Genomic DNA, 21,601 nt, shown 5'->3' with positions numbered 1-21,601 from the left:
CTGCCGGGCATCTCCCCCACAGGGGGGGAGATCGGCTTGGAGCAAGGCGGTGCCACGATTCAGTCTCCCCCCTTATGAGGGAGATGGCAGGCAGGCCAGAGGGGGGTGCCGCACCCCCAAGGCAGCCGCATGAAGTTCAACAAGCTCCGCCTTCTCGGCTTCAAGTCCTTCGTCGAACCCACCGAATTCGTCATCGAGCGCGGCCTGACCGGCGTGGTCGGCCCCAATGGCTGCGGCAAGTCGAACCTCGTCGAGGCGCTGCGCTGGGTGATGGGGGAAAACTCCTACAAGAACATGCGCGCGTCCGGCATGGACGACGTCATCTTCTCCGGTTCCGCCAACCGTCCGGCGCGCAACACCGCCGAAGTCGGCCTCTATCTCGACAATTCCGACCGCACGGCGCCGGCCGCCTTCAACGACGAGGACGAGATCCAGGTCTCGCGTCGCATCGAGCGCGAGAATGGCTCCATCTACCGCATCAACGGCAAGGAAGCGCGCGCCAAGGATGTGCAGCTGCTCTTCGCCGATGCCTCCACCGGCGCCCGCTCGCCCTCCATGGTGGGGCAGGGGCGGATCGGCGAACTCATCCAGGCCAAGCCCCAGGCCCGCCGCCAGCTGCTCGAAGAGGCGGCCGGCATTTCCGGCCTGCATTCGCGTCGCCATGAGGCGGAGCTGCGCCTGCGCGCCGCCGAAACCAATCTCGAACGGCTCGACGATGTGACCTCGCAGCTCGAAAGCCAGATCGAAAGCCTGAAGCGCCAGTCGCGCCAGGCCAATCGCTTCAAGGCGCTGTCGGCCGATATCCGCCGCCACGAGGCGATGCTTCTGCACATCCGCTGGGTGCAGGCGAAGGAGGCAGAGGGCGAGGCCGAAAGCCAGCTCAACCAGGCCACATCGCTGGTCGCCGAGCGGGCGAATGCGCAGATGCAGGCCGCCAAGGATCAGGCCGTCGCCAGCCTGAAGCTGCCGGAGCTGCGCGAGAACGAGGCGAAGCTTGCCGCCGCGCTCCAGCGCCTCCAGATCGCACGGGCGCAGCTGGAAGAGGATTCCGCCCGCCTGCTGCGCCGCCGTGACGAACTTGGCCGCCGCATGGCGCAGCTTGCCGAGGACATCGTGCGCGAGGAGCGCATGGTGGCGGACAATGCGGCCGTACTCGATCGACTTCTCGTCGAAGAGGATGAAATCCGCGAAATTCTGGCCGAGGCCGACGAGCGCGCCGAGGCGGCCCGCGAGACGATGGACGAGGCGGCGGCGAAGCTTGCGACGAGCGAAGCCGCTCTTGCCGCCGTTACCGCCGAGCGCGCCGAAGCCCAGGCCGTGCGCAACCAGCTGGAAAAGGCGATCCGCGATCTTTCCGAGCGCCATCTGCGGCTTGGCCAGCAGCTCGATGCGCAGGCGCGCGAGCTTGCCGACATGGATGCGCGCATCGCCGCACTGCCCGACCCGGAAGAGCGCCGCGCCGCCGTGCAGGAGGCCGGGCAGGCGCTGGAAGCCGCCGGCGAGATGCTGGTCGCCGTCGAGGAGGCGCTGGAGGAGGCCCGCTTCGGCGAAGCCGCCCTGCGCGGTCCCGTCGACACGGCACGCGCCCGGCTGGCCGGTATCGAGACGGAAGCCCGCACCATCCGCCGCATGCTGGAGGCCGGCACGAGCGCGGGCTCTTCTGCGCCCGTCGTCGAGGATGTCGCGGTCGACCGCGGCTATGAAACGGCGCTGGGCGCCGCACTCGGCGACGATCTCGAATCGCCGGCCGATGTGGATGCGCCCGTTCACTGGCGCGCGTCGGGCGATGTCTCCGCCGATCCGGCCCTGCCGGGCGGCGTGCCGTCTCTCATTTCTCATGTCCGCGCGCCCGCGGTCCTGCACCGTCGCCTTGCCCAGGTCGGGATTGCCGGCGGCGTGGAGGAGGCGCTGGATCTCCTGCCGCAGCTCCGTCCCGGCCAGCGGCTGGTGACCCGCGACGGTGCGGTGTTCCGCTGGGATGGCCATGTCACCGGTGCCGATGCGCCAAGTGCGGCGGCGCTGCGCCTGGAGCAGAAGAACCGCCTCGCCGAACTGGAAGCCGAACTGGACGACGCGCGGGCGGCGCTTGCGGATGCCGAGGCCGACCTTGCCCGCGCCGCCGAGACGATCCGCGCCGAAATGCAGCGCCAGCAGGCCGCCCGCGAGGCGCAGCGCGTCGCCACGCGCGCGCTTGCCGAGGCCCGCGAGGCGCTGGAAACGGCCGAGCGCGCCTCCGGCGATCTCATCCGCCGCCGCGCCGTTCTCGGCGAGACGCGCGCGCAGATCGAAGGGCAAGTGGAAGAGGCGGCGCAAGCGCTCGAGGACGCCCGCGCAGCCCTTGAAGACGCGCCCGACCTTTCCGATCTCGACCTGCGCCTGCGCGCCCACACGATGGATGTCGCGACCGACCGCGCGACGCTCGCGGAAGCCCGCGCCGCCCATGACGGCCTCGCCCGCGAAATGGCCGACCGCCGCCGCCGCCTCATGGCGATCGCGACCGAACGCGAGACCTGGACGACCCGCGCCACGAGCGCCGAAAACCACATCGCCACGCTGCGTGAGCGCGAGGCGGAAGCCCGCGAGGAAATGGAGGAGCTCGCCGAGGCGCCCGACGAGATCGAGGAAAAGCGCCGCGAGCTGCTGACCGGCCTCAGCAATGCCGAGGCCGCGCGCCGCGAAGCCGCCGACGCGCTTCAGGAGGCCGAAAACCGCCAGCGCGAGGCCGACCGCGTCGCCACGACCGCGCTCTCGCAGCTTGCCGAATCGCGCGAAACCCGCGGCCGCGCGGAAGAGCGCCTCGTCTCGGCGCGGGAGCGCCGCATCGAAGGCGAGACGCGCATCCGCGAGGCGCTGAACTGCGCGCCGCACGAGGCCCTACGGCTGACAGGCCATGCCGCCGGCGCGCCGCTTCCCGATCCGCGCGAGACCGAACGGGACCTCGACCGTCTCAGGATCGAGCGCGAGCGTCTCGGCGCCGTCAACCTGCGCGCCGAGGAAGAGCAGCGTGACCTGTCCGAAAAGCTCGATGCGCTCGTCACGGAGCGCGAGGATATCATCGAGGCGATCCGCAAGCTGCGCTCGGCCATCCAGAGCCTGAACCGCGAGGGGCGCGAGCGCCTGCTGGCCGCCTTCGATGTGGTGAATGCGCAATTCCAGCGCCTCTTCACCCACCTGTTCGGCGGCGGCACGGCGGAACTCCAGCTCATCGAAAGCGAGGACCCGCTGGATGCCGGGCTGGAAATCCTCGCCCGCCCGCCCGGCAAGAAGCCGCAGACCATGACGCTGCTTTCGGGCGGCGAGCAGGCGCTGACGGCCATGGCGCTCATCTTCGCCGTCTTCCTCACCAATCCCGCGCCGATCTGCGTGCTGGACGAGGTGGACGCGCCGCTCGACGACCACAATGTCGAGCGCTATTGCAACCTGATGGACGAGATGGCGGCCTCCACCGAGACGCGCTTCATCATCATCACCCACAACCCCATCACCATGGCCCGCATGAACCGCCTCTTCGGCGTCACCATGGCCGAACAGGGCGTCTCCCAGCTCGTCTCCGTCGACCTGCAGACCGCCGAACAGCTGCGCGAAGCGTCCTGACATCAGGAACAATAAACTCTCCAGTGCGTTTAAAGCCGCCTGCCGATTTGCAGCGCATACGCAATTGGGGATCACACGTGAACAGAAACGCACTCTACATGATCATCGGCGCCCTTATCGTCGTGGTGGCCGGGTTCGCTTACTATGCCTATCAGCAGGAAAAGAAGCCGGACGGGGTGGAGATCAAGCTCAACGACCAGGGGCTTTCGATCGAGGGCAATTGACGCCGGCGCGTGACCCATGATGCCGCGTCCCGCCGGGGGCAGGGCTTTTCCAGTCTTCGTCAACGCTATATTGCATTGCCGTCGCATTTTTGACGCAGTGCAGCATAATTCCTATCCTGCCGCGTTTTCAAAGGGATGCACTTCCTGTAGATTGCGGACGCGCATGTGGGAGGCGTTGATGGAGAAGTGGGTCTATACCTTTGGGGATGGCCGTGCCGAAGGCAGTGCGGAAGATCGCAACCTGCTCGGCGGCAAGGGCGCGAACCTGGCCGAAATGTGCAATCTCGGCCTGCCGGTGCCGCCCGGCCTCACCATCGTCACCGATGCCTGCAACCACTATTACGAGAATGGCCGCACGCTGCCTGAAGGCCTGAAGGATCAGGTCCGCGCCGGTCTGCGCCGGATGGAAGCCATTACCGGCCGCGTCTTCGGCGACACGCAAAAACCGCTGCTGCTTTCGGTCCGCTCCGGCTCGCGGGCCTCCATGCCCGGCATGATGGACACCGTTCTCAATCTCGGCCTCAACGACGCGACCGTCGAGGGACTGGGCCAGGATGCCGGCGATGCGCGTTTTGCCTGGGACAGCTACCGGCGCTTCATCCAGATGTATGGTGATGTCGTCATGGGCCTCGATCACGAGGTCTTCGTCGAAATCCTGGAGGATGAGAAGGGCAGGCTCGGCCACGAGCACGACACCGAGCTTTCGGCCGGGGAATGGCAGGAGGTCGTCGCCCGCTACAAGGAGGCCATCCGCGAGGAACTGGGCGAGGACTTTCCGCAGGACCCGGAGACCCAGCTGTGGCGTGCCATCGGCGCCGTCTTCGCGAGCTGGATGAACGCGCGCGCCGTTACCTACCGCACGCTGCACAATATCCCCGCCGTCTGGGGCACGGCTGTCAATGTGCAGGCCATGGTCTTCGGCAATCTCGGCAATTCCTCCGCGACGGGCGTCGCCTTCACGCGCAATCCCTCGACGGGTGAGAATGCGCTCTACGGCGAATTCCTCGTCAACGCGCAGGGCGAGGATGTCGTCGCCGGCATCCGCACGCCGCAGAACATCACCGAGGAAGCGCGCATCGCGTCGGGCTCCGACCGGCCGTCGCTGGAAAAGCTCATGCCGGAAGCGTTCAGCGAGTTCCGCGCCATCTGCGACAAGCTGGAGCGGCACTACCGCGACATGCAGGACCTCGAATTCACCATCGAGCGCGGCAAGCTCTGGATGCTGCAGACCCGTGCCGGCAAGCGCACCGCCAAGGCCGCGTTGAAGATTTCCGTCGACATGGCGACGGAGGGATTGATCAGCCAGGGCGAGGCCGTCAGCCGCATCGATCCCGCCTCTCTCGACCAGCTTCTGCACCCGACCATCGATCCGCGCGCCCGCCGAGACGTCATCGGCTCCGGCCTGCCGGCTTCGCCGGGGGCTGCGACCGGCGAGATCGTCTTCACCTCGGAAGACGCGGTGAAGGCGCAGGACGAGGGGCGCAAGGTCATCCTCGTGCGCGTCGAGACGAGCCCGGAAGACATTCACGGCATGCATGCCGCACAGGGCATCCTCACGACACGCGGCGGCATGACCAGCCATGCGGCGGTCGTCGCGCGCGGCATGGGCACGCCCTGCGTGTCCGGCGCCGGCACGCTGCGCGTCGACCTGCGCAACGAACTGCTCGTCGCCCATGGCGTGACGCTCCGCAAGGGGGACGTCATCACCATCGATGGCTCGTCCGGCCAGGTGCTGAAGGGTGCGATCCCCATGCTACAGCCGGAACTGTCGGGCGATTTCGGCCGCCTCATGGAGTGGGCCGACCGCACGCGCCGCATGAAGGTGCGCACCAATGCGGAGACGCCGGCAGACGCGCGCGCCGCGCGCTCCTTCGGTGCCGAGGGCATCGGCCTTTGCCGCACCGAGCATATGTTCTTCGAGGGCAGCCGCATCAACGTGATGCGCGAGATGATCCTCGCCGAGGACGAAGCCGGCCGCCGGGCATCGCTGGAAAAGCTCCTGCCGATGCAGCGCTCGGACTTTGCCGAGCTCTTCGAGATCATGCACGGCCTGCCGGTGACCATCCGCATGCTCGATCCGCCGCTGCACGAGTTCCTGCCGAAGAGCGACGAGGAGATTGCCGAGGTCGCCACGGCCCTGTCCATCGAGGAGGCGGTGCTGCGCCGCCGCGTGGATACGCTGCACGAGTTCAATCCCATGCTCGGCCACCGTGGCTGCCGCCTTGCGATCTCCTATCCCGAGATCGCCGAGATGCAGGCGCGCGCCATTTTCGAGGCCGCCGTGGAAGCGGCGAAGAAGACCGGCGCGGCCGTGGTGCCCGAGATCATGGTGCCGCTGGTCGGCCTGAAGGCCGAGCTCGATTATGTGAAGGGCCGCATCGAGGCCGTCGCCAGGGCGGTCATCGCCGAGAGCGGCGTGACGATCGATTATCTCGTGGGCACGATGATCGAGCTGCCGCGCGCGGCGTTGCGGGCCCATGTCATCGCCGAATCCGCGGAGTTCTTCTCCTTCGGCACCAATGACCTGACGCAGACCACCTTCGGCATCTCGCGTGACGACGCTTCCGCCTTCCTCTCGACCTACATCCAGAAGGGTATCGTCGAGCAGGACCCGTTCGTGCAGCTCGATTTCGACGGTGTGGGCGAACTGATCCGCATTGCCGCCGAACGCGGCCGGCGCACGCGCAACGACCTCAAGCTCGGTATCTGCGGCGAGCATGGCGGCGACCCGGCGTCGATCCATTTCTGCGAGGATGCGGGGCTGGATTACGTGTCGTGCTCACCCTTCCGCGTGCCGATCGCGCGGCTTGCGGCTGCCCAGGCGGCGTTCACCAACGGCAAGGCCTGAAGGTCAGCGGCGATAGGTCCGTACGACATAGACCGGCTGCGACATGAACAGCGCCTCGCGGCTCGCCGCGCGCAGTTCCGCCCGCCGGTCGAGATCGATGCGTTGCAGGCAGGCCGCGAACGCATCCGTGCGCGGCCGGAAGCCATAGGAGACGCAGCGGCTTTCGTCGGAAGCGCGAATTTCCTCGGCTGTCTGGCAGCCCGCCAGCGCGAGCATCACCGTGGTAAGGGCGATCAGGCGGGATAATATCGGTGACATGCTCTGGCTCCGGCGATCAGTTGCTGGCTTGACTTAGGCGAGCGCCGCCGTTTCGGCAAGACCAGGCGCATTTCCAGCCGAAGCGGGGTCGCTTCGGCATAGGCCAATGCTCTAGATCCGTTCCAGCACACCGATGAAGGCATCGGCGAAGCGCTTGAGGCCGGCCGTGTTTTCATCGGGATTTTCCACGCGAATCGACGATGCCTCCGCGTCGAGCAGGGCAAAAACCACTTCCAGCGCGCCGTTCTCGCCCTTGGGCACGCGCAGCGCGGCAATGCGCTGGCAATCATCCGCGAGGCCGGATGCCGGCAGTTCGAACAGGAAATCGCCATCGAGCTGGCTGGCGGCGGTTCGCACGGCATCGGCGAACGCATCCGCATCGCCGGAAAAGCCGTCGAGGGAAAGCTCCAGTTCCAGAAGTTCGAGCGGGAGGGCGGTCTCGCCGTTCGTGGCGGCGGTTGTGGTGTCGGCGGCTGTCGGCGTCGGCAACATTGTCTTTCTCCTGAGGCGACCCGGCAAGAATGAAAGCGGCCTGCACCCGGAATCGCGTAAAGATGAACTACCCCCGTCCCGGGAAAGTTCGTTAAGGAGCGTGGCAATTTTGCGGCAGCCGCGTTTTCCTGCCATCTGTTGCCGCAGGACAACATCTGATCCCGCTTATCTGACGGATGGAAAAATGCGCCTCCCTGCGCTAGGGAAGAGAGCCGCGGGCTTTCCGCCGGCCTATCCGGTTCGGCGCGCGGCCCTCTCGCATCCGGAACGGCGTGAAACAGGGAGAGGCGCTTGCGGTGGATCGGTTTCACCGGGGCGCATCGGCATTCGGTGAGGCCATGGCGATCACGATCCAGTACGAACGGCCCGTTTCCTACGCCGCGCAGTGGGCGCGCCGCCTGTCGCTGTTTTCCTGCGCGCTGTTTGTCGTCGTCGTCGCGGCACACCGCTTCGGCCCGTTGACGACGCCGCATTTCCTGGTGCTTGCCGCCTTCGCCTGCGGTGTGGCGGCCCTCGCGGTCCTGATGGCGGCTGTCGGGCTTGCCCGGCTCTGGCATGTCGGCGCGCGCGGCGGCAAGGCCTCGCTCACGGCGCTGTTCTTCGCGCTCCTGCCGCTCGGTGTCGCGGCCGCCGCGGTCTATTCCTACATCTACAAGCCCGCCCTCTACGATGTCACGACCGATACGAACGCGCCGCCGCCATGGATAATCGAGCCGGTCGCGGACAAGGGCTGGCCGGCCCGCGCCCACACGATCACGCCGCAGGACCGGCAATTGCAGCTCGATGCCTATCCCGCCCTGTCCGGCCGGCGCTACGAAGGCGCGCTCGATCGCGTCTATCAGGGTGTGCGCACGGTGTCCGACGCCTACGGCATCAGGATCGTCGCGGAAGACGGGATGGACAACATCCTGACCGATCTGGAGGATCTGGCCGTCGATCCCGCAAAGGCGGGGCAGGGGGCCGAGGCGCTGGGCGAGGTGCCGATCCCCGAGGCGCGCCCGCTCGAAACGCCGCTGACGCCGCATGCCGGCAGCTCGGGCGATGTGCTGGTGCAGGGGGAATGGCGCAGCCTGGTCTTCGGCCTGCGCTTCGATGTCGTCATCCGCCTGCGCGAGGAAGCCGAAACCACGCTGGTCGACATGCGCGCGGCCTCGCGCACCGGCGGCCATGACCTCGGCATCGGCGCGGATGTGGTGGAAGGCTATCTGAAGGCGCTCGACGCCGAGTTGCTCGGCATCGCCGGCGACTGATCCCGGCGACTGATCAGAGACCCGGCGCCGGGAAATAGAGGCCCGAAAGCGAGGGCGGGCCGTCCGTCACCACCTCGCCGCGGGCGACGAGATCCTCCAGATGCGCCAGCACGGAGAGGGCGGCTGCGCCATGCAGGCGCGGATCCGTCTCGCGGTAGATGACCTTCACCATGTCCGCAATCAGCCGGTCGCCCGCACGGATGCGCTCGCGCACCGCCCGCTCGCGCATGCGCCGGTGGGTCCGCAGGCCGCGCAGGAACGCCGCCGGTTCCGTCACCGGTCCGCCATGGCCGGGAAGATAGAGCCGGTCGTCCCGCTCCAGCAGCCGCTCGAGCGAGGCCATGTAATCCGCCATGGCGCCATCCGGCGGCGCGACGATGGAGGTCGCCCAGGCCATGACGTGGTCGGCCGAGAAGACGATGCCGTCGGGCCCGTCCAGCGCGAAGGCCGCGTGGTTGGCCGTATGGCCGGGGGTCAGAAGCGCCGTCAGCGCCCAGCCGTCGCCTTCCACCCGCTCGCCATGCGCCAGCGCGATGTCGGGCACGAAATCGATGTCGGCGCTTTCGGCGAAGGGATTGCTCTCGCCGGCATGCAGCGGCCGTGCGGCGCGATGCGGCCCCTCCGCGACGATGACGGCGCCCGTCTCGGCCTTCAGGCGGCGGGCAAGCGGCGAATGATCGCGATGCGTATGGCTGACCGCGATATGCGTGACCTCACGCCCGGCAAGTGCGGCCATGAGCGCCCGGAAATGCGCCTCGTCCTCCGGCCCGGGATCGACCACCGCCACGGAGCGGTTGCCGACGATATAGCTGTTGGTGCCGTGGAAGGTGAAGGGGCTCGGATTGTTGACGGTGATACGCTGCACACCCGGCGCCACCGCAACGGCATCGCCATAGGCCGGCCTGAAATCACGCTCGAAATGCGGGCTCTCGTCCTTGTCGTCACGCACGGCAGGTGTCACTTGTACTCGATCTCGATGAAGCTCATCGGCGTGTCGCCGCCATTGACGACATTGTGCGCCACGCCCGCCTCGCGGCGATAGACGGCGCCGGCCTTTGTCGGCACGCGCCGCGCGCCCGCCTCGTCCTCGATCAGGAAATCGCAATCCGTCATCGGCACGACGACATAGCCGAGGCCATGGACGTGATGGCCGGTATCCGCACCCGGCTCGAAATCCCACCGCGTGACACGCACCATCGCATCATCGAGGAGAACGGTGGGAACGGCCGGCGGACGGGCACGGAACTGGGACATGAAGGCTCCTTGCGGAATTGGACGCGGGGACGGAAATGCACGGGCGCGCTCGCGCGCAAAGCCGTGCAGGCGGGGGCGGCACAAATCCTACCGCCCGCCACCCGCCCTTGCCAAGCACCAAGCCCGCAGAGCCGCGGCTCGGCACAAGATAATCGCAGAAAAGCCGAACATAAGCATTGTCCACGCCCCCCCGCTTTGCTATCAGGCTCCCGCAAGTTGGGGCGTCGCCAAGCGGTAAGGCACCGGTTTTTGGTACCGGCATTCCCAGGTTCGAATCCTGGCGCCCCAGCCATTTCCCTTTTGTCAGGCGAAACCAGATTTCCAGCGGTTTGTGCCGGCTGGGCAGGGGCCATGCCGTTGGCAATCTCGCCGAACTGAAAGGTTTTTGGTATCGAGCGGAAAGGGCTTGCAACAGGGCCATTCATCCGACGGCAAGCTAGCTTTCTTTGACGATATCGTTTAGGTGCCACGCAAGGTCTGGTGGCATAAAAATATGAGGATGACATGGTGGCCCGAAAGATTGCCGTTATCGGTCTCGGATATGTCGGTTTGCCGGTCGCTGTGGCGCTAGCAGAGAAGTTTCCCTTCGTCGTGGGATTTGACGTCAAGAAGTCCCGCATCGAGGCCCTCAAAGTGGGCGAGGATGTGACCGGTGAAGTCGACGGTGCGGTACTCAAAAGGTCATCTCTGCAACTGACGTATGAAATTGCCGACGTGAAGGATTGTGACTTCTATATCGTCGCGGTTCCCACGCCCATTGACGACAATCGCCAACCGGACCTCGCTCCCCTCATTGCAGCGTCCAAAACGGTGGCTTCGGTGCTCAAGGCCGGCGATATCGTCGTTTTCGAATCGACCGTGTTCCCAGGCGCGACCGAGGATGTCTGTGGTCCGATTCTTTCCGAGATTTCGGGGCTCCGACAAGGTGTGGACTTCAATCTCGGCTACTCGCCAGAGCGTATTAATCCCGGTGACAAGAAGCACACTTTCAAGACGATCACGAAGGTCGTGTCGGGAGACACCGCGGAGAGCTTGGATGAGATTGCCGCTGTTTACGAAGCGGTCGTTGATGCCGGCATCTACAAAGCCTCGTCGATCAAAGTGGCCGAAGCCGCGAAGGTCATTGAAAATACCCAGCGCGACCTGAACATCGCGCTCATGAACGAGCTAGCGATCATCTTCGAGCGCATGAACATCCGGACCAGCGAAGTCCTGGCCGCCGCCGGTACCAAATGGAATTTCTTGCCGTTCACTCCTGGTCTTGTCGGTGGGCACTGTATCGGGGTCGATCCCTATTATCTGACCGCGAAGGCCGAGTCGCTGGGATACCACCCACAAGTCATTCTGTCGGGACGACGTATCAATGACGGCATGGGCGCGTTTGTGGCCCAGAAAATGATCAAGATGCTGGTCGCCGGAAAGCGCCCACTGAATGGTGCTCGAATTGGTATTCTGGGGCTCACTTTCAAGGAGAATGTTCCTGACCTACGGAATAGCCGTGTGCCAGATATCATCAAGGAATTGCGGCAGTTCGGCATCGAGCCCATTGTGCACGACCCGCTGGCCTCCGCCGAAGAGGCCCTTGAAGAGTACGATGTTTCATTGAAGCCTCTCGCTCAGTTCGATCAATTGGATGGATTGATCCTTGCGGTTCCGCACGAAAGCTACGTTAGGGATTTCAACTCCTACATTGCCAAGGTCGCAGAGGGTGGTGTCATCATCGATATCAAATCGGTTCTCGACAAACAGATTCTCGACGCCTCGAACCGCCTGAACTGGAGCCTCTGATGAACAAGGTTTTTGTAACGGGAGCTGCAGGCTTCATCGGCTTTCATACCGCGCTTCGCTTGCTTGAACGCGGTGAGATTGTAGTCGGTTATGATGTTGTCAACGACTACTATGATCCGACGCTCAAGTATGCGCGGCTGGCGGAACTTGCGAAGTTCGAGAAATTCACATTCGTCCGTGGCGATATCTCGGACAAGGCGGCGATGGAAAAAGTCTGGAGCGAGCAGGGACCGTTCAAGCGCGTTATTCATCTCGCAGCGCAGGCAGGAGTGCGCTATTCCCTTGAGAATCCCTATAGCTATATCACAAGCAACTGCATGGGCCATGTCACGGTACTCGAGATGTGCCGGCATACTGAAGGCTTCGAGCATCTTGTCTATGCGAGTTCAAGTTCCGTGTATGGGGGGAATAAGGAATTGCCTTACTCCGTCCAGCACGACGTTAACCGCCCAATTTCGCTTTATGCGGCGACGAAGCGCTCAGACGAGTTGATGAGCCATTGCTACAGTCATTTATTCGGCCTGAAGCAGACCGGCTTGCGCTTTTTCACTGTCTACGGCCCTTGGGGCCGACCCGATATGGCACTTTTCATTTTTGCCAAGGCAATCGCCGAAGGGAAGAAGTTGCCCGTTTTTAACGGGGGGCAGATGAAGCGCGATTTTACATTCATCGACGACATCGTTACCGGCATCGTTGCCTGCCTGGACACCCCCCCTGATCCTGGAAAGGTCGATCCTCCAGCCCGGGTGTTCAATATCGGCAATACGCGAAGTGAAGACCTCATGGACTTTATTGCGATCATTGAACGGGAAATGGGGCGCAAGGCAGATATCGAGTACTTGCCGATGCAACCTGGAGACATTGAAGCGACGTACGCCGATGTGACCGAGACAACCGAGGCTGTCGGCTATCGGCCGACGACCAGTATCGACGAAGGCATTCCGAAGTTCGTTTCTTGGTTCAAACAATACCATAATATCAACTGAGCTTCTCATGTTTGGGCAAATGCACAAGATTTACAGCCTGCTGACAAAGCGGCAAAGGCTTCAGGCTGCTGTACTTTTTGCATTGACGACCTTCGTGGCAATGTTTGAGCTGGTAGGCGTCGCATCGATATTGCCCTTCATGGCCGTTCTGTCGTCCCCGGACACGATAACGACCAACAAGATTATCAAAGGCGTCTATGACATATTAGGATTTTCTTCCTCAAGAAGCTTCCTGATATTTTTGGGGATTCTGACATTTTCTTTGCTAATGTTGGGAAATGCCGCGAAGGCCGTCAGCAGTTGGGCCAGCAACAGATTTTCTGGACGCTGGGGACACAGCATTTCTATCCTGCTATTCGAGCAGTACCTGAATCAGCCGTATATTTTCTTCATTGAGCGCAATTCCTCTGAATTGAGGAAACTCGTCCTTGGTGAAGTCCAGATTCTGATCAGCAGCTACCTCATCCCGGTTCTGGATGTGCTGTCGCGCTCACTTATCTGCATCGCGGTTATCGGGCTGATCTTCATTGCTGACCCGATCCTGGCCATCGCGACAGTGCTGGTGCTTGGCGGAGCCTATGCCCTCGTTTACATCTTCATTCGCAGATGGTTGTCACGCATCGGAATGCTTCGTTCTAACGCCCAGACGATCCGGCACAAGATTGTCAATGAAGCATTGCAGGGAATCAAGAATGTAAAACTTACCGGGCAGGAAAGTCTATATGTGAAGCTCTTCGAGCGACCTTCGCGGGACCAGATCCGTGCGAATGCCTTGGCCGTGATGGCAGCTGAGTTGCCGCGATACGCCCTTGAAAGTTTTGCCTTCGGAGGCCTGCTGTTCGTTGTCCTGTATAAGCTTTCGCAAACCAGCGACTTGCAGGGAACGCTCCCCATTGTCACGCTTTACGCCGTGGCGGGATATCGCCTGATGCCGAACTTCCAGGCCATTTTCTCGTCTGTCACCAAGATTCGCTTCAACAGCATAGTGCTGACGCGCATACACCAAGAATTACATGCGACGCTGCCAGCTTCCGGAAGGCATCCGGTCGATGATCGCCAACCCCGCCTGCCGTTCGAACACAGTATTGTGCTTAAGAACGCAAGCTTCTCTTATAACGGGGCGCTACGCCCCGTTTTTCGAGATTTTAACCTGACAATCCGTGCCAACTCGATTGTCGGCATCGTCGGGAAAAGTGGCGCGGGAAAGACAACTCTTGTGGACGTGCTGATCGGCTTGTTGCAGCCGACGGGAGGGGAAATCTTCATCGACGGAGTTAAGCTGGGGCCGGAAAACGTAAGGGCGTGGCAGAAGAACGTCGCTTATGTCAGCCAGCACATCTATCTTTCCGACGATTCCATCCGGAGGAATATCGCATTCGGCGTACCCGATAGTCAGATTGATGAGAAAAGATTGCAGGAGGCCATAAGGTTAACGGCCCTGCAGGAATTCGTAGAGAACGATCTTCCAGAGGGGCTGGATACACTGCTAGGTGAGAATGGCGTGCGCCTGTCTGGGGGGCAAAGGCAGCGTGTGGGAATTGCTCGGGCACTTTACCTTGACCGTCCTGTGCTTGTTTTGGATGAGGCCACGAGTGCGCTTGATATGGACACGGAGAGGGAGGTCATGGCTGCAATCAACAATATTGGTCACAGCAAGACTGTAATCATGATTGCTCATCGGCTGGAGTCGCTGTCGGCAGCAGATGAACTTATAGATTTGTCCGGTTCGTCCAAGCAGGTGGATTGAGGAAGGCCCGCGCATGTGTCGACTGGGAGCGCTAACGATCGTTCGCCGAGGCGTTACACGGCCGTTCTATTGTGGTCCGAACGAATAACGGAGTGGTAATGCGAATCCTGTTCTTGATCGGTTCGTTGCGCATGGGCGGGGCAGAGCGCGTGGTCAGCCGGTTGGCAAATTATTGGAGCCAAAAGGGCTTTCAGATCTGTGTTGCGACAGTTCGTGAAGAAGCAAGCGACTTTTATAAGCTGGAACCGGAGATTGCCAGAGTAGCATTCGATCTCGGGTATTCAGCTCGCCGCCGGCATCAGCGCTACATAAAATACTTCAAGACCATTTATGCTACTGGAAAGGTAATCCGGGAATTCAAGCCTGATGTCGTCATCAGTTTCGTGACGGGCATAAATTTCCGCGCCCTCGCCGTAAAGCCGTTCTTCTCCATGCCGTTCATCATTTCGGAGCGGACCAACCCGGACAAGCAGAAGATAAACGCTCGGGGCGCGCGTATTCGCCGACTGATCTACCCATTTGCGGATAAGGTCGTTTTCGTGAGCGAAGGCGTGAGACAAGCTTATCCGTGGCTCGATGACCAAAAGAAAGCGGTCATTTACAACCCCGCTATCCGATTGCCGGCGACGGTTACCGACCGGGTTGCCGAAAAGACGATTGTGACCCTCGGTCGACTAAACCAGGTCAAGGGTCATGACATGCTGATCGACGCGTTCAACAGGATTGCAGGAACCTACCCGGATTGGCGTCTGCGCATCTATGGTGAAGGTGATTATCGTCCGGGCCTTGAACGACAGATTGCGCAAAGCCCGTACGGTGACAGGATCACTCTGGAAGGCTTCACACGGACGCCGGAGACGTGTCTCAAGTCCGCTGGCATGTTCGTCCTGTCTTCAAGGCATGAGGGATTTCCCAATGCACTTGTAGAGGCAATGAGCATGGGGTTGCCCTGCATCAGCTTCGACTGTCCCTTCGGCCCCGGCGAACTAATTGACCATGGTAAGAATGGTCTTCTTGTCGAGGCCGATAACGTGGAAAAACTTGCTGAAGCAATGGAGAATATGATCTGTCATCCGCAACAGCGTGAAGCCATGGGACGGGAAGCGGCATCGGTCAGCCGGAGGCTGAATATAGAAGCGATCGCGAGCGAATGGGAGACGCTCATTCGCTCGCTTATTGCCGAAAGATCATGACCTTTAAGCCTGTTAACGACCGTTCGACCGTCGTTGTGGTGACCAACCTCGCCAGGGGGGGCGCACAACAGATTGCCTTGGCATTTGCCCGGCATCTCGAAACGACGAACAATCTTATCGACGTCTTGCTGCTTGATCCGACACGTCAGGCTTTGAATGAAGCCAAACCATTTCGGGTGAGAGGGATACTGGGTACGATTGGCCACAAGTTGCTTTATCCAGTCTGCATATTCGCCTTGGCTCTTCGGCTTCGCCGCTCGAAGCCAGCGATAGTCTTAAGCACATTGCTTGTTGCGAATGTCGTCACGTTGCTTGCCGCCCGGCTTGCATTTGGCAAGCGTGTTTTATGCGTTATCAGGGAAACCACAACGATCGGAGCAAGATCAAGGCGCGGCGGCGTATTGGGTCGTCTGCTGTGCCAACTCGCCAAGTGGGTGTATCCGCTTGCGGATGCCGTAATCGCTCCCTCGGAGGGAGTCGCGCAAGATCTCGTTGGAAATCTAGGCCTGCCGCGCGGAAAGGTCCATGTCCTGCTCAACCCGACCATAGACGAAGGGTTTCATGGCAGATCAGTCGAAAAGGCCGCGTATCGCTTTCAGCATGAGACGGCAGGACCCCTTTATGTCGCATGCGGTCGATTAGGTCCCGAAAAGGGATACGATGTTCTCCTGCGGGCTTTTGCCGATGTTCATCATCGCGTTGCCGGTGCGCGTTTAATCATCATGGGGGAGGGAACTCTCCTGGCCGAATTGCAGGCCTTGGCATCGATCCTCGGCATCTCCGCAGCGGTCGACTTTGCCGGCTATGTCGCCAATCCCTTGCCTATCATTCGCCAATCGAATGTATTCGTTCTTGCCAGCCGATGGGAAGGCTTGCCGAACGCGCTTATCCAGGCACTCGGTTGTGGCACGACGCCAGTAGCCACAGACTGCCCGAGCGGGCCGAAGGAGATTCTTGAAGATGGACGCTACGGCTATCTTGTTCCGGTCGACGATGTCCCGGCACTATCAACTGCGATGGTGACGGCATGGCAGTCGCCCATGCCTGCGAATGTGCTTAAAGCCCGGTCGGAGGATTTTTCAGAGCAGCGTGTGTTCGCCCAGTACGAGACCCTCGTTGGAAACTTGATGAGAGGTCGCGTATGAAATTGTGTGTGTTGATGGCGACATATAATGATGAGCGGTATCTAAAGTCTGCTTTGGACAGCATTCTCAATCAGACCTATACCGATTTCGAATTACTGGTCGTTAACGACGGCTCAACCGATCGTACGGTCGATATATTGCAGCACTGCGCGGCACGCGATGCGCGAATCAGGGTTGTGAATTGTGAAGCCAATGGTGGGTTGGCGCGCGCGCTTAATATCGGTCTTGCGCAAACCCGCGCACAGTTCGTCGCGCGAATGGATGCCGACGATATTGCGTTGCCTCAGCGTCTCCAGAGGCAGATGGATTACTTGCAGGCGCATCCCGAAATCGACGTCCTGGGCACTTTTTCTGAGGACATAGATGAAAGTGGGCGGCGAACGGGTCGTATCAGGCGTATGCCGGTGGGCGTTCGCAAAAACGCCGATCTTGTTTGGACCAACCCGGTCATCCACCCGACGGTTGTCTTCCGAGCGGACAAGATCAAGCAACTGGCCGGATACGATGAAACACTGCGCCGCCGGCAGGACTATGATTTGTGGTTTCGGGTGGTCGCCAGCGGAATGAAAATCGATAATCTGCCTGAGGCTCTCCTGCTGTATAGGGAAACGGCTGAGACCTTTCGCAAGAACAGCGCCACGGCCATGTGGCAGCAGGCGAAGATAGGACTTAGGGGGTGCCGCAAGATCGGCGCTGGCCCTGTCGCCTACATGGGAGTCGTCGTTCCGCTGATAACAAGCCTGTTGCCTTTGTCTTGGCGGCGAGTCGCCAAGCGCGTTTTGAGTAAAGTAGATCCGAGAGGGAGTTGAAATGTCGGCGGCAACAGGTCAGCGCGGAGAACTGGCGGTTTCGATCGTTGCTGCCGTAGTTGCATTGGTTGTCGGCGTAGCGGATTTTTCCGGCTCATTCCGGCAGGTTGATGTGCTGGATTTCGGTAGTGACACCCTCATAACCATATCACGCGCGCTCGCCCAGTATGAACCTTCAATCTATGCGGGCGATTTTCTCTTTTCTTCGCCGCAAAACTATAAATTCTACAATAATGCAAGCGTGTGGTTCTTCTACCTCGTTGAGTCCCTGGGGAGCGGCAACTTCTCTACTTGGTACCGCGCACTGAATATTCTCGTGGTGGCGCTGTTCCTATTTTCTTGGTTTTTCCTTGCGTATCGACTCTATCGCTCAAGCATTTGTGCGGCAGCGTTTACGGTGAGCTGCGCTGTCGCGATCCCGGTCTTAAGCGGGGACTACTGGGGGTTGTTCAATGAGCCTCAGGCGCGGCAAATGTTCAGCGCCGTCCTTCCTCTGATCATCCTTGCCGCCCTGGAAGCTCGTCCGCGGGTGCTGGACTGGATGGGTGTGTTCCTGCTGATGGGCATGGCCATGTGGCTTCATCCCGCGTCCGGGCCGCCGATCGCCCTTGCACTGCTCCTAGCCATGATGGCGTCCCAATACGAAAAGAAGCAGCTGCCGCTCCTCGTTTTGCGCGCTGCCCTGGGTGGGATCGTCTTTCTGGCATTCGCTCTCCCTAACATCTGGCAATACTATTTAGGAATCCGGGAAGCGGCGGTTGGCGCGGATCCGCAGCTCGTACGAATGGCTTGGGAACTACGTTATTCCAGCGACTACACCGATCCAGTGAACGGTGTTTTGGCGGCTGTCACGCGCGCCTTTGGTGGCTGGCGCCTTGTCCTGCCGATCTGTGCAACGATTGGGGCCTGCTTGCTTCTTCGCCGAAATGACAGCGAGATACGGTCGAAAGTCAGGATGATATTGGTCTTCACTCTGGCGATTGCATTTCTTGCTGGAGGAGTTCCTGTCATCGAGGCGGGAGTTGCCCGCGCGATGGGCCGTACCCCGATGCAAATGGACCTCGTCCGCGGTCTCCGTTATCTGGTACCTATGCTGCTGCTCATCGCATTCTGGAGTGTCGCGCATCACGTCAGGGCGACCAAGGCGATGCAAATTTTCGTTTCCCTCGCCCTTGCTACGGTCTGGATAGCTGCAAGCCAGCTTAGCCCCCGCTATCGTCAGAATGATAATGTGCTGGCGGGGATAAAGTGCTGGCTCAAAGCACATCCGATTTGCCCGACCACAGGCGAAACAGACTTGCAGCGCGTCCTTGCCGAACTATCTGACAGCGAGGCGTTTCCAGGCAAGGTCTTCTCACCAGAGTTTGGTCTGCAGATCCGTTCCTATGCGCGCCGGGAGCTTGCATTCGACTGGAAAGACACTGGATGGCTAGCCTATTCCAACCATAAAAAACTCACCGACAATTTGAGCAATATGGAAACCTACAAGGCCATAGCCTTGATGCCGGATGGACCGGAAAAGCAAAGGGCGTGGCTTGCTTTCGGCTCGAGCGTCGGAGCCGACGTCGTTGTTGTCGACGCAATCGCTGGATTCTCTGACCCCGCATTTCCAACTCTGCGGAGGTTTGGCGATCTGGCGATCTATTCAAATCCTTAGATTAAATTGATTGCTTAGCTGGCAGGCTGCTCTTGCATGACCAGGTATCCACGATCACGCATGCCGGAAATCAAAAGTCTGCTGCCCCATATCGAAAGATGCCCGTTGTCGGAATAGACTGGCTTTCCGCCCGCGGTGAAGTTCATACAGCTTCCGTCGTTGCAGAGAAAATCGAAGGGATCGGTGAAGCGCGCAATGCCCGACAAGGCGGCTTTCAGTCTCTTGTTGAACTCTTCTTTCGAGGCGATGGACTGAGCTGAGCGGTCGCCGCGGCTGCAGTCGAAATCGGTTTTGAGCGGTCGCGTTGCGCAATCGACTGGCGAAACGGTCATGCCGCTCATCGGGACCGCCCCCACAACTAAGACCGGTGTTTTTGAATCCCGCCGCAGGATATCGATTTGATCCGCGACAAAGCGCGCAAATTTTTCCGGTCCCCGAGTGTCGAGTATGTCGGAAGGATCCTTGTTGCTGTAGACAGGTAGCTCCACGTGCCCCAGCCAGGATTGGTGGATTAGAACTGGTGCCGGGTGCTTTTTTATCTCGTTGAAAGCGTCTCGTCTTGCCTCGGCACAAGATGCAGAGCCCCGTGCCGTGATATACGTTTCCGAGACGAAAAGGCATGCGCTTGGAGCATATATGATGAAGTTAACTTCAGGGATCTCTGCTTTGAGTCCCTCAGCAAGCGCCCGTGCATGAGAGTCTCCCAGTAGATAAATGGTCGCCTTTCCTGAGCCTGGCTGTGTCTCGCATCTCGGAATCTTACAGGAATGCCCGCCGTAATAGGCTGAATGGAATTTCTTCGGTTCGCCGATATAGCGCAATTCCCGGAGCGTGGAAGGGCTGCGCCAGGCCATTCCGTCAATGGCAGCCCAGGTAAGAGGTAGGCACGCGACGGCGAGGGTTGCGGTAACGGCAATCAGCAAGGGTCTTGTTGGGATTCTGAAGCTCGTCATCCCCCGTCTGCGGAATGGCATCTCCACAAAACGATAGCTCAGGAATGAAAGCAGAAGAATGGCGCCAGCAGCCAGCATCGTCTCTGCCGCGTTGAGATCACGCATCAAATAGTATTTGGCCATAACGATAACTGGCCAATGGACAAGATAAAGTGAGTAGCTGATCTTTCCAACGAAGACGCACAAACGGTTCGATAGAACAGAGGCCGAGGCCGCTTTTGAGCCGAAATATATGACAGCGCCGGCGCCGAGGCAGGGAAGAAGCGCGGTTATGCCTGGAAATCTCGTTTCCTGCGTATATACGACTGCCGGGACGAGAATGAGAAGAAGCCCCAGAAGGAAACCGCCTTCGCGAACCCGAGCACCGTGCTGGCTTGTACCGGCAAGCACGATAAGTCCGCCCAAGGCGAGTTCGCTGAAACGTGCGGGCAAAAGAAAATATGCGGCGGTAGGGTCTCTTTGGAGTATAATCTCGGCCGCGACGGTGGACGCTATAATCAGGGGCAGAAAAACAACAGGCCGAACTAGCTTGTGCCGAAATAGCCAAACCAACAGCAGCGGCCATATGAAATAAAACTGCTCTTCCACCCCAAGTGACCATGTGTGCAGTAACGCCTTGGTATCTGCCGCTGCATCGAAGTAACCGCTTGTCTGCCAAAAGTAGATATTCGAAACCGACAAAATCGCCGAAAATGCGCTCTCGGCCAGTTCCTTCAAGGCAGCCGGTGAATAGATCAGAGCGGCGATGACGCAGGTGGCGATGATTGTTGCAAGCAGTGCGGGGGCAATCCGCCGAATACGTGCGATGTAGAATTCGGTGATCGAAAAGTGTCCTTTTTCAAGGTCATGCAGGATTTTGCTGGTGATGAGGAAGCCGCTGATCACAAAGAACACGTCAACGCCGATGAAGCCTCCGGAGACTGTAGTGGAGCCGAGGTGAAAGAGGAGGACCAGGGTAACTGCGACGGCACGCAGGCCGTCGACTTCCGGGCGATATCGCATTGCATCTTGTGACAAAGTAGCGCCCTCGCTTCGCTTTCCTCGGCGAGGCCTAGCACGGCATTGTCACTTTTGGGATGCGCACCGATCCATTTTTTGTGAGAGCCGGGCTGGTTTGCACAAATAAAGAAGGACATCTCGTCATGACGTATTGAGTCGGTGAACTGCCCCCACTTTCGACCGGACAGTCGGCATAAGCAGAAAGGCTCAAGCACAGGCTTGAGGACAGGCTTATGTCTAACGCATATCGACACGTTGAATTGCTGACCGGTGATGTCCGCCGCAGGCGGTGGACAACCGAGCAAAAGCTGACGATCATTGAGCAGAGTTTCGAACCAGGCGAGACGGTATCTTCGACCGCTCGCCGCCATGGCGTCGCGCCCAATCTGCTTTATCGGTGGCGC

At 60.5% G+C, this 21,601-nt stretch carries 17 protein-coding genes and 1 tRNA gene; 13 read left to right on the top strand and 5 right to left on the bottom strand.

What is annotated here, in order from left to right; genetic code table 11:
• The first annotated feature begins 129 nt into the window (after window positions 1-129).
• From smc to ppdK, 3 genes are all read left to right on the top strand, one after another.
• Window positions 130-3,594, top strand: coding sequence for a chromosome segregation protein SMC (gene smc, locus B5M41_RS15715; protein WP_134648852.1), 3,465 nt, complete (start codon window positions 130-132; stop codon window positions 3,592-3,594).
• 77 nt (window positions 3,595-3,671) lie between these two features.
• Window positions 3,672-3,818, top strand: coding sequence for a hypothetical protein (locus tag B5M41_RS15710; RefSeq protein ID WP_167718995.1), 147 nt, complete (start codon window positions 3,672-3,674; stop codon window positions 3,816-3,818).
• Between the two features lie 178 nt (window positions 3,819-3,996).
• Entirely contained in the window at window positions 3,997-6,666 is a 2,670-nt protein-coding gene (ppdK, locus tag B5M41_RS15705; protein ID WP_134648851.1) for a pyruvate, phosphate dikinase, read from the top strand.
• A gap of 3 nt (window positions 6,667-6,669) precedes the next feature.
• On the opposite strand, the gene B5M41_RS15700 is transcribed toward ppdK, so the two are convergent.
• Together B5M41_RS15700 and B5M41_RS15695 are read right to left on the bottom strand one after the other, a co-directional pair.
• Complete coding sequence (locus tag B5M41_RS15700; protein WP_134648850.1) at window positions 6,670-6,924, bottom strand: hypothetical protein; 255 nt, start codon at window positions 6,922-6,924, stop codon at window positions 6,670-6,672.
• 111 nt (window positions 6,925-7,035) lie between these two features.
• Window positions 7,036-7,416 (bottom strand): hypothetical protein, encoded by a 381-nt coding sequence (locus B5M41_RS15695; protein ID WP_134648849.1) that lies wholly within the window; start codon window positions 7,414-7,416, stop codon window positions 7,036-7,038.
• Between the two features lie 344 nt (window positions 7,417-7,760).
• On the opposite strand from B5M41_RS15695, the gene B5M41_RS15690 reads away from it, so the two are divergent.
• Complete coding sequence (locus B5M41_RS15690; protein ID WP_134649027.1) at window positions 7,761-8,666, top strand: DUF1499 domain-containing protein; 906 nt, start codon at window positions 7,761-7,763, stop codon at window positions 8,664-8,666.
• Between the two features lie 13 nt (window positions 8,667-8,679).
• On the opposite strand, the gene B5M41_RS15685 is transcribed toward B5M41_RS15690, so the two are convergent.
• Window positions 8,680-9,615: an MBL fold metallo-hydrolase gene (locus B5M41_RS15685; protein ID WP_134648848.1), complete on the bottom strand. Its 936-nt coding sequence runs from the start codon at window positions 9,613-9,615 to the stop codon at window positions 8,680-8,682.
• 8 nt (window positions 9,616-9,623) lie between these two features.
• Complete coding sequence (locus B5M41_RS15680) at window positions 9,624-9,920, bottom strand: cupin domain-containing protein (RefSeq protein ID WP_134648847.1); 297 nt, start codon at window positions 9,918-9,920, stop codon at window positions 9,624-9,626.
• 217 nt (window positions 9,921-10,137) lie between these two features.
• Here B5M41_RS15680 and B5M41_RS15675 point away from each other — a divergent pair.
• From B5M41_RS15675 to B5M41_RS15640, 8 genes are all read left to right on the top strand, one after another.
• Window positions 10,138-10,212 (top strand) — tRNA-Gln (locus B5M41_RS15675).
• 212 nt (window positions 10,213-10,424) lie between these two features.
• The gene (locus B5M41_RS15670) at window positions 10,425-11,708 is read left to right on the top strand and encodes a nucleotide sugar dehydrogenase (protein WP_134648846.1); all 1,284 of its coding nucleotides are present in this window, start codon (window positions 10,425-10,427) and stop codon (window positions 11,706-11,708) included.
• Complete coding sequence (locus B5M41_RS15665) at window positions 11,708-12,694, top strand: NAD-dependent epimerase/dehydratase family protein (protein ID WP_134648845.1); 987 nt, start codon at window positions 11,708-11,710, stop codon at window positions 12,692-12,694. Before B5M41_RS15670 ends, B5M41_RS15665 begins: the two co-directional genes overlap by 1 nt.
• Window positions 12,695-12,713: 19 nt before the next feature.
• Window positions 12,714-14,441, top strand: coding sequence for an ABC transporter ATP-binding protein (locus tag B5M41_RS15660; protein WP_167718991.1), 1,728 nt, complete (start codon window positions 12,714-12,716; stop codon window positions 14,439-14,441).
• Between the two features lie 98 nt (window positions 14,442-14,539).
• Window positions 14,540-15,634 carry a glycosyltransferase family 4 protein gene (locus B5M41_RS15655; protein WP_134648843.1) on the top strand — a complete coding sequence of 365 codons (1,095 nt, stop codon included), beginning with the start codon at window positions 14,540-14,542 and terminating at the stop codon, window positions 15,632-15,634.
• Complete coding sequence (locus B5M41_RS15650) at window positions 15,631-16,779, top strand: glycosyltransferase (protein ID WP_167718988.1); 1,149 nt, start codon at window positions 15,631-15,633, stop codon at window positions 16,777-16,779. The genes B5M41_RS15655 and B5M41_RS15650 overlap by 4 nt, the downstream gene beginning before the upstream one ends.
• Entirely contained in the window at window positions 16,776-17,588 is an 813-nt protein-coding gene (locus B5M41_RS15645; RefSeq protein ID WP_134648841.1) for a glycosyltransferase, read from the top strand. The genes B5M41_RS15650 and B5M41_RS15645 overlap by 4 nt, the downstream gene beginning before the upstream one ends.
• 1 nt (window position 17,589) lies before the next feature.
• Window positions 17,590-19,245, top strand: coding sequence for a hypothetical protein (locus tag B5M41_RS15640; protein WP_134648840.1), 1,656 nt, complete (start codon window positions 17,590-17,592; stop codon window positions 19,243-19,245).
• A 14-nt stretch (window positions 19,246-19,259) separates the two neighbouring features.
• Here the strand turns inward: B5M41_RS15640 and B5M41_RS15635 are convergent, their stop codons facing one another.
• On the bottom strand, window positions 19,260-21,200 hold the full coding sequence (locus B5M41_RS15635; protein WP_134648839.1) for an acyltransferase family protein: 1,941 nt from the start codon (window positions 21,198-21,200) through the stop codon (window positions 19,260-19,262).
• A 230-nt stretch (window positions 21,201-21,430) separates the two neighbouring features.
• On the opposite strand from B5M41_RS15635, the gene B5M41_RS15630 reads away from it, so the two are divergent.
• The coding region (locus tag B5M41_RS15630; protein ID WP_230640143.1) for a transposase at window positions 21,431-21,601 on the top strand (171 nt) is incomplete at its 3' end.

Origin of the sequence: Shinella sumterensis (assembly GCF_004514425.2) — a bacterium.
GTDB classification, from domain to species: domain Bacteria; phylum Pseudomonadota; class Alphaproteobacteria; order Rhizobiales; family Rhizobiaceae; genus Shinella; species Shinella sumterensis.
This window is presented reverse-complemented; position numbering and strand designations above follow the sequence as displayed.

Coding starts and splice junctions, on each gene's coding strand:
- B5M41_RS15645 (WP_134648841.1), top strand. CDS start 16,776: ATGAAATTGTGTGTGTTGATGGCGACATATAATGATGAGCGGTATCTA.
- smc (WP_134648852.1), top strand. CDS start 130: ATGAAGTTCAACAAGCTCCGCCTTCTCGGCTTCAAGTCCTTCGTCGAA.
- B5M41_RS15665 (WP_134648845.1), top strand. CDS start 11,708: ATGAACAAGGTTTTTGTAACGGGAGCTGCAGGCTTCATCGGCTTTCAT.
- B5M41_RS15635 (WP_134648839.1), bottom strand. CDS start 21,200: ATGCGATATCGCCCGGAAGTCGACGGCCTGCGTGCCGTCGCAGTTACC.
- B5M41_RS15650 (WP_167718988.1), top strand. CDS start 15,631: ATGACCTTTAAGCCTGTTAACGACCGTTCGACCGTCGTTGTGGTGACC.
- B5M41_RS15655 (WP_134648843.1), top strand. CDS start 14,540: ATGCGAATCCTGTTCTTGATCGGTTCGTTGCGCATGGGCGGGGCAGAG.
- ppdK (WP_134648851.1), top strand. CDS start 3,997: ATGGAGAAGTGGGTCTATACCTTTGGGGATGGCCGTGCCGAAGGCAGT.
- B5M41_RS15695 (WP_134648849.1), bottom strand. CDS start 7,416: ATGTTGCCGACGCCGACAGCCGCCGACACCACAACCGCCGCCACGAAC.
- B5M41_RS15680 (WP_134648847.1), bottom strand. CDS start 9,920: ATGTCCCAGTTCCGTGCCCGTCCGCCGGCCGTTCCCACCGTTCTCCTC.
- B5M41_RS15640 (WP_134648840.1), top strand. CDS start 17,590: ATGTCGGCGGCAACAGGTCAGCGCGGAGAACTGGCGGTTTCGATCGTT.
- B5M41_RS15660 (WP_167718991.1), top strand. CDS start 12,714: ATGCACAAGATTTACAGCCTGCTGACAAAGCGGCAAAGGCTTCAGGCT.
- B5M41_RS15700 (WP_134648850.1), bottom strand. CDS start 6,924: ATGTCACCGATATTATCCCGCCTGATCGCCCTTACCACGGTGATGCTC.
- B5M41_RS15670 (WP_134648846.1), top strand. CDS start 10,425: ATGGTGGCCCGAAAGATTGCCGTTATCGGTCTCGGATATGTCGGTTTG.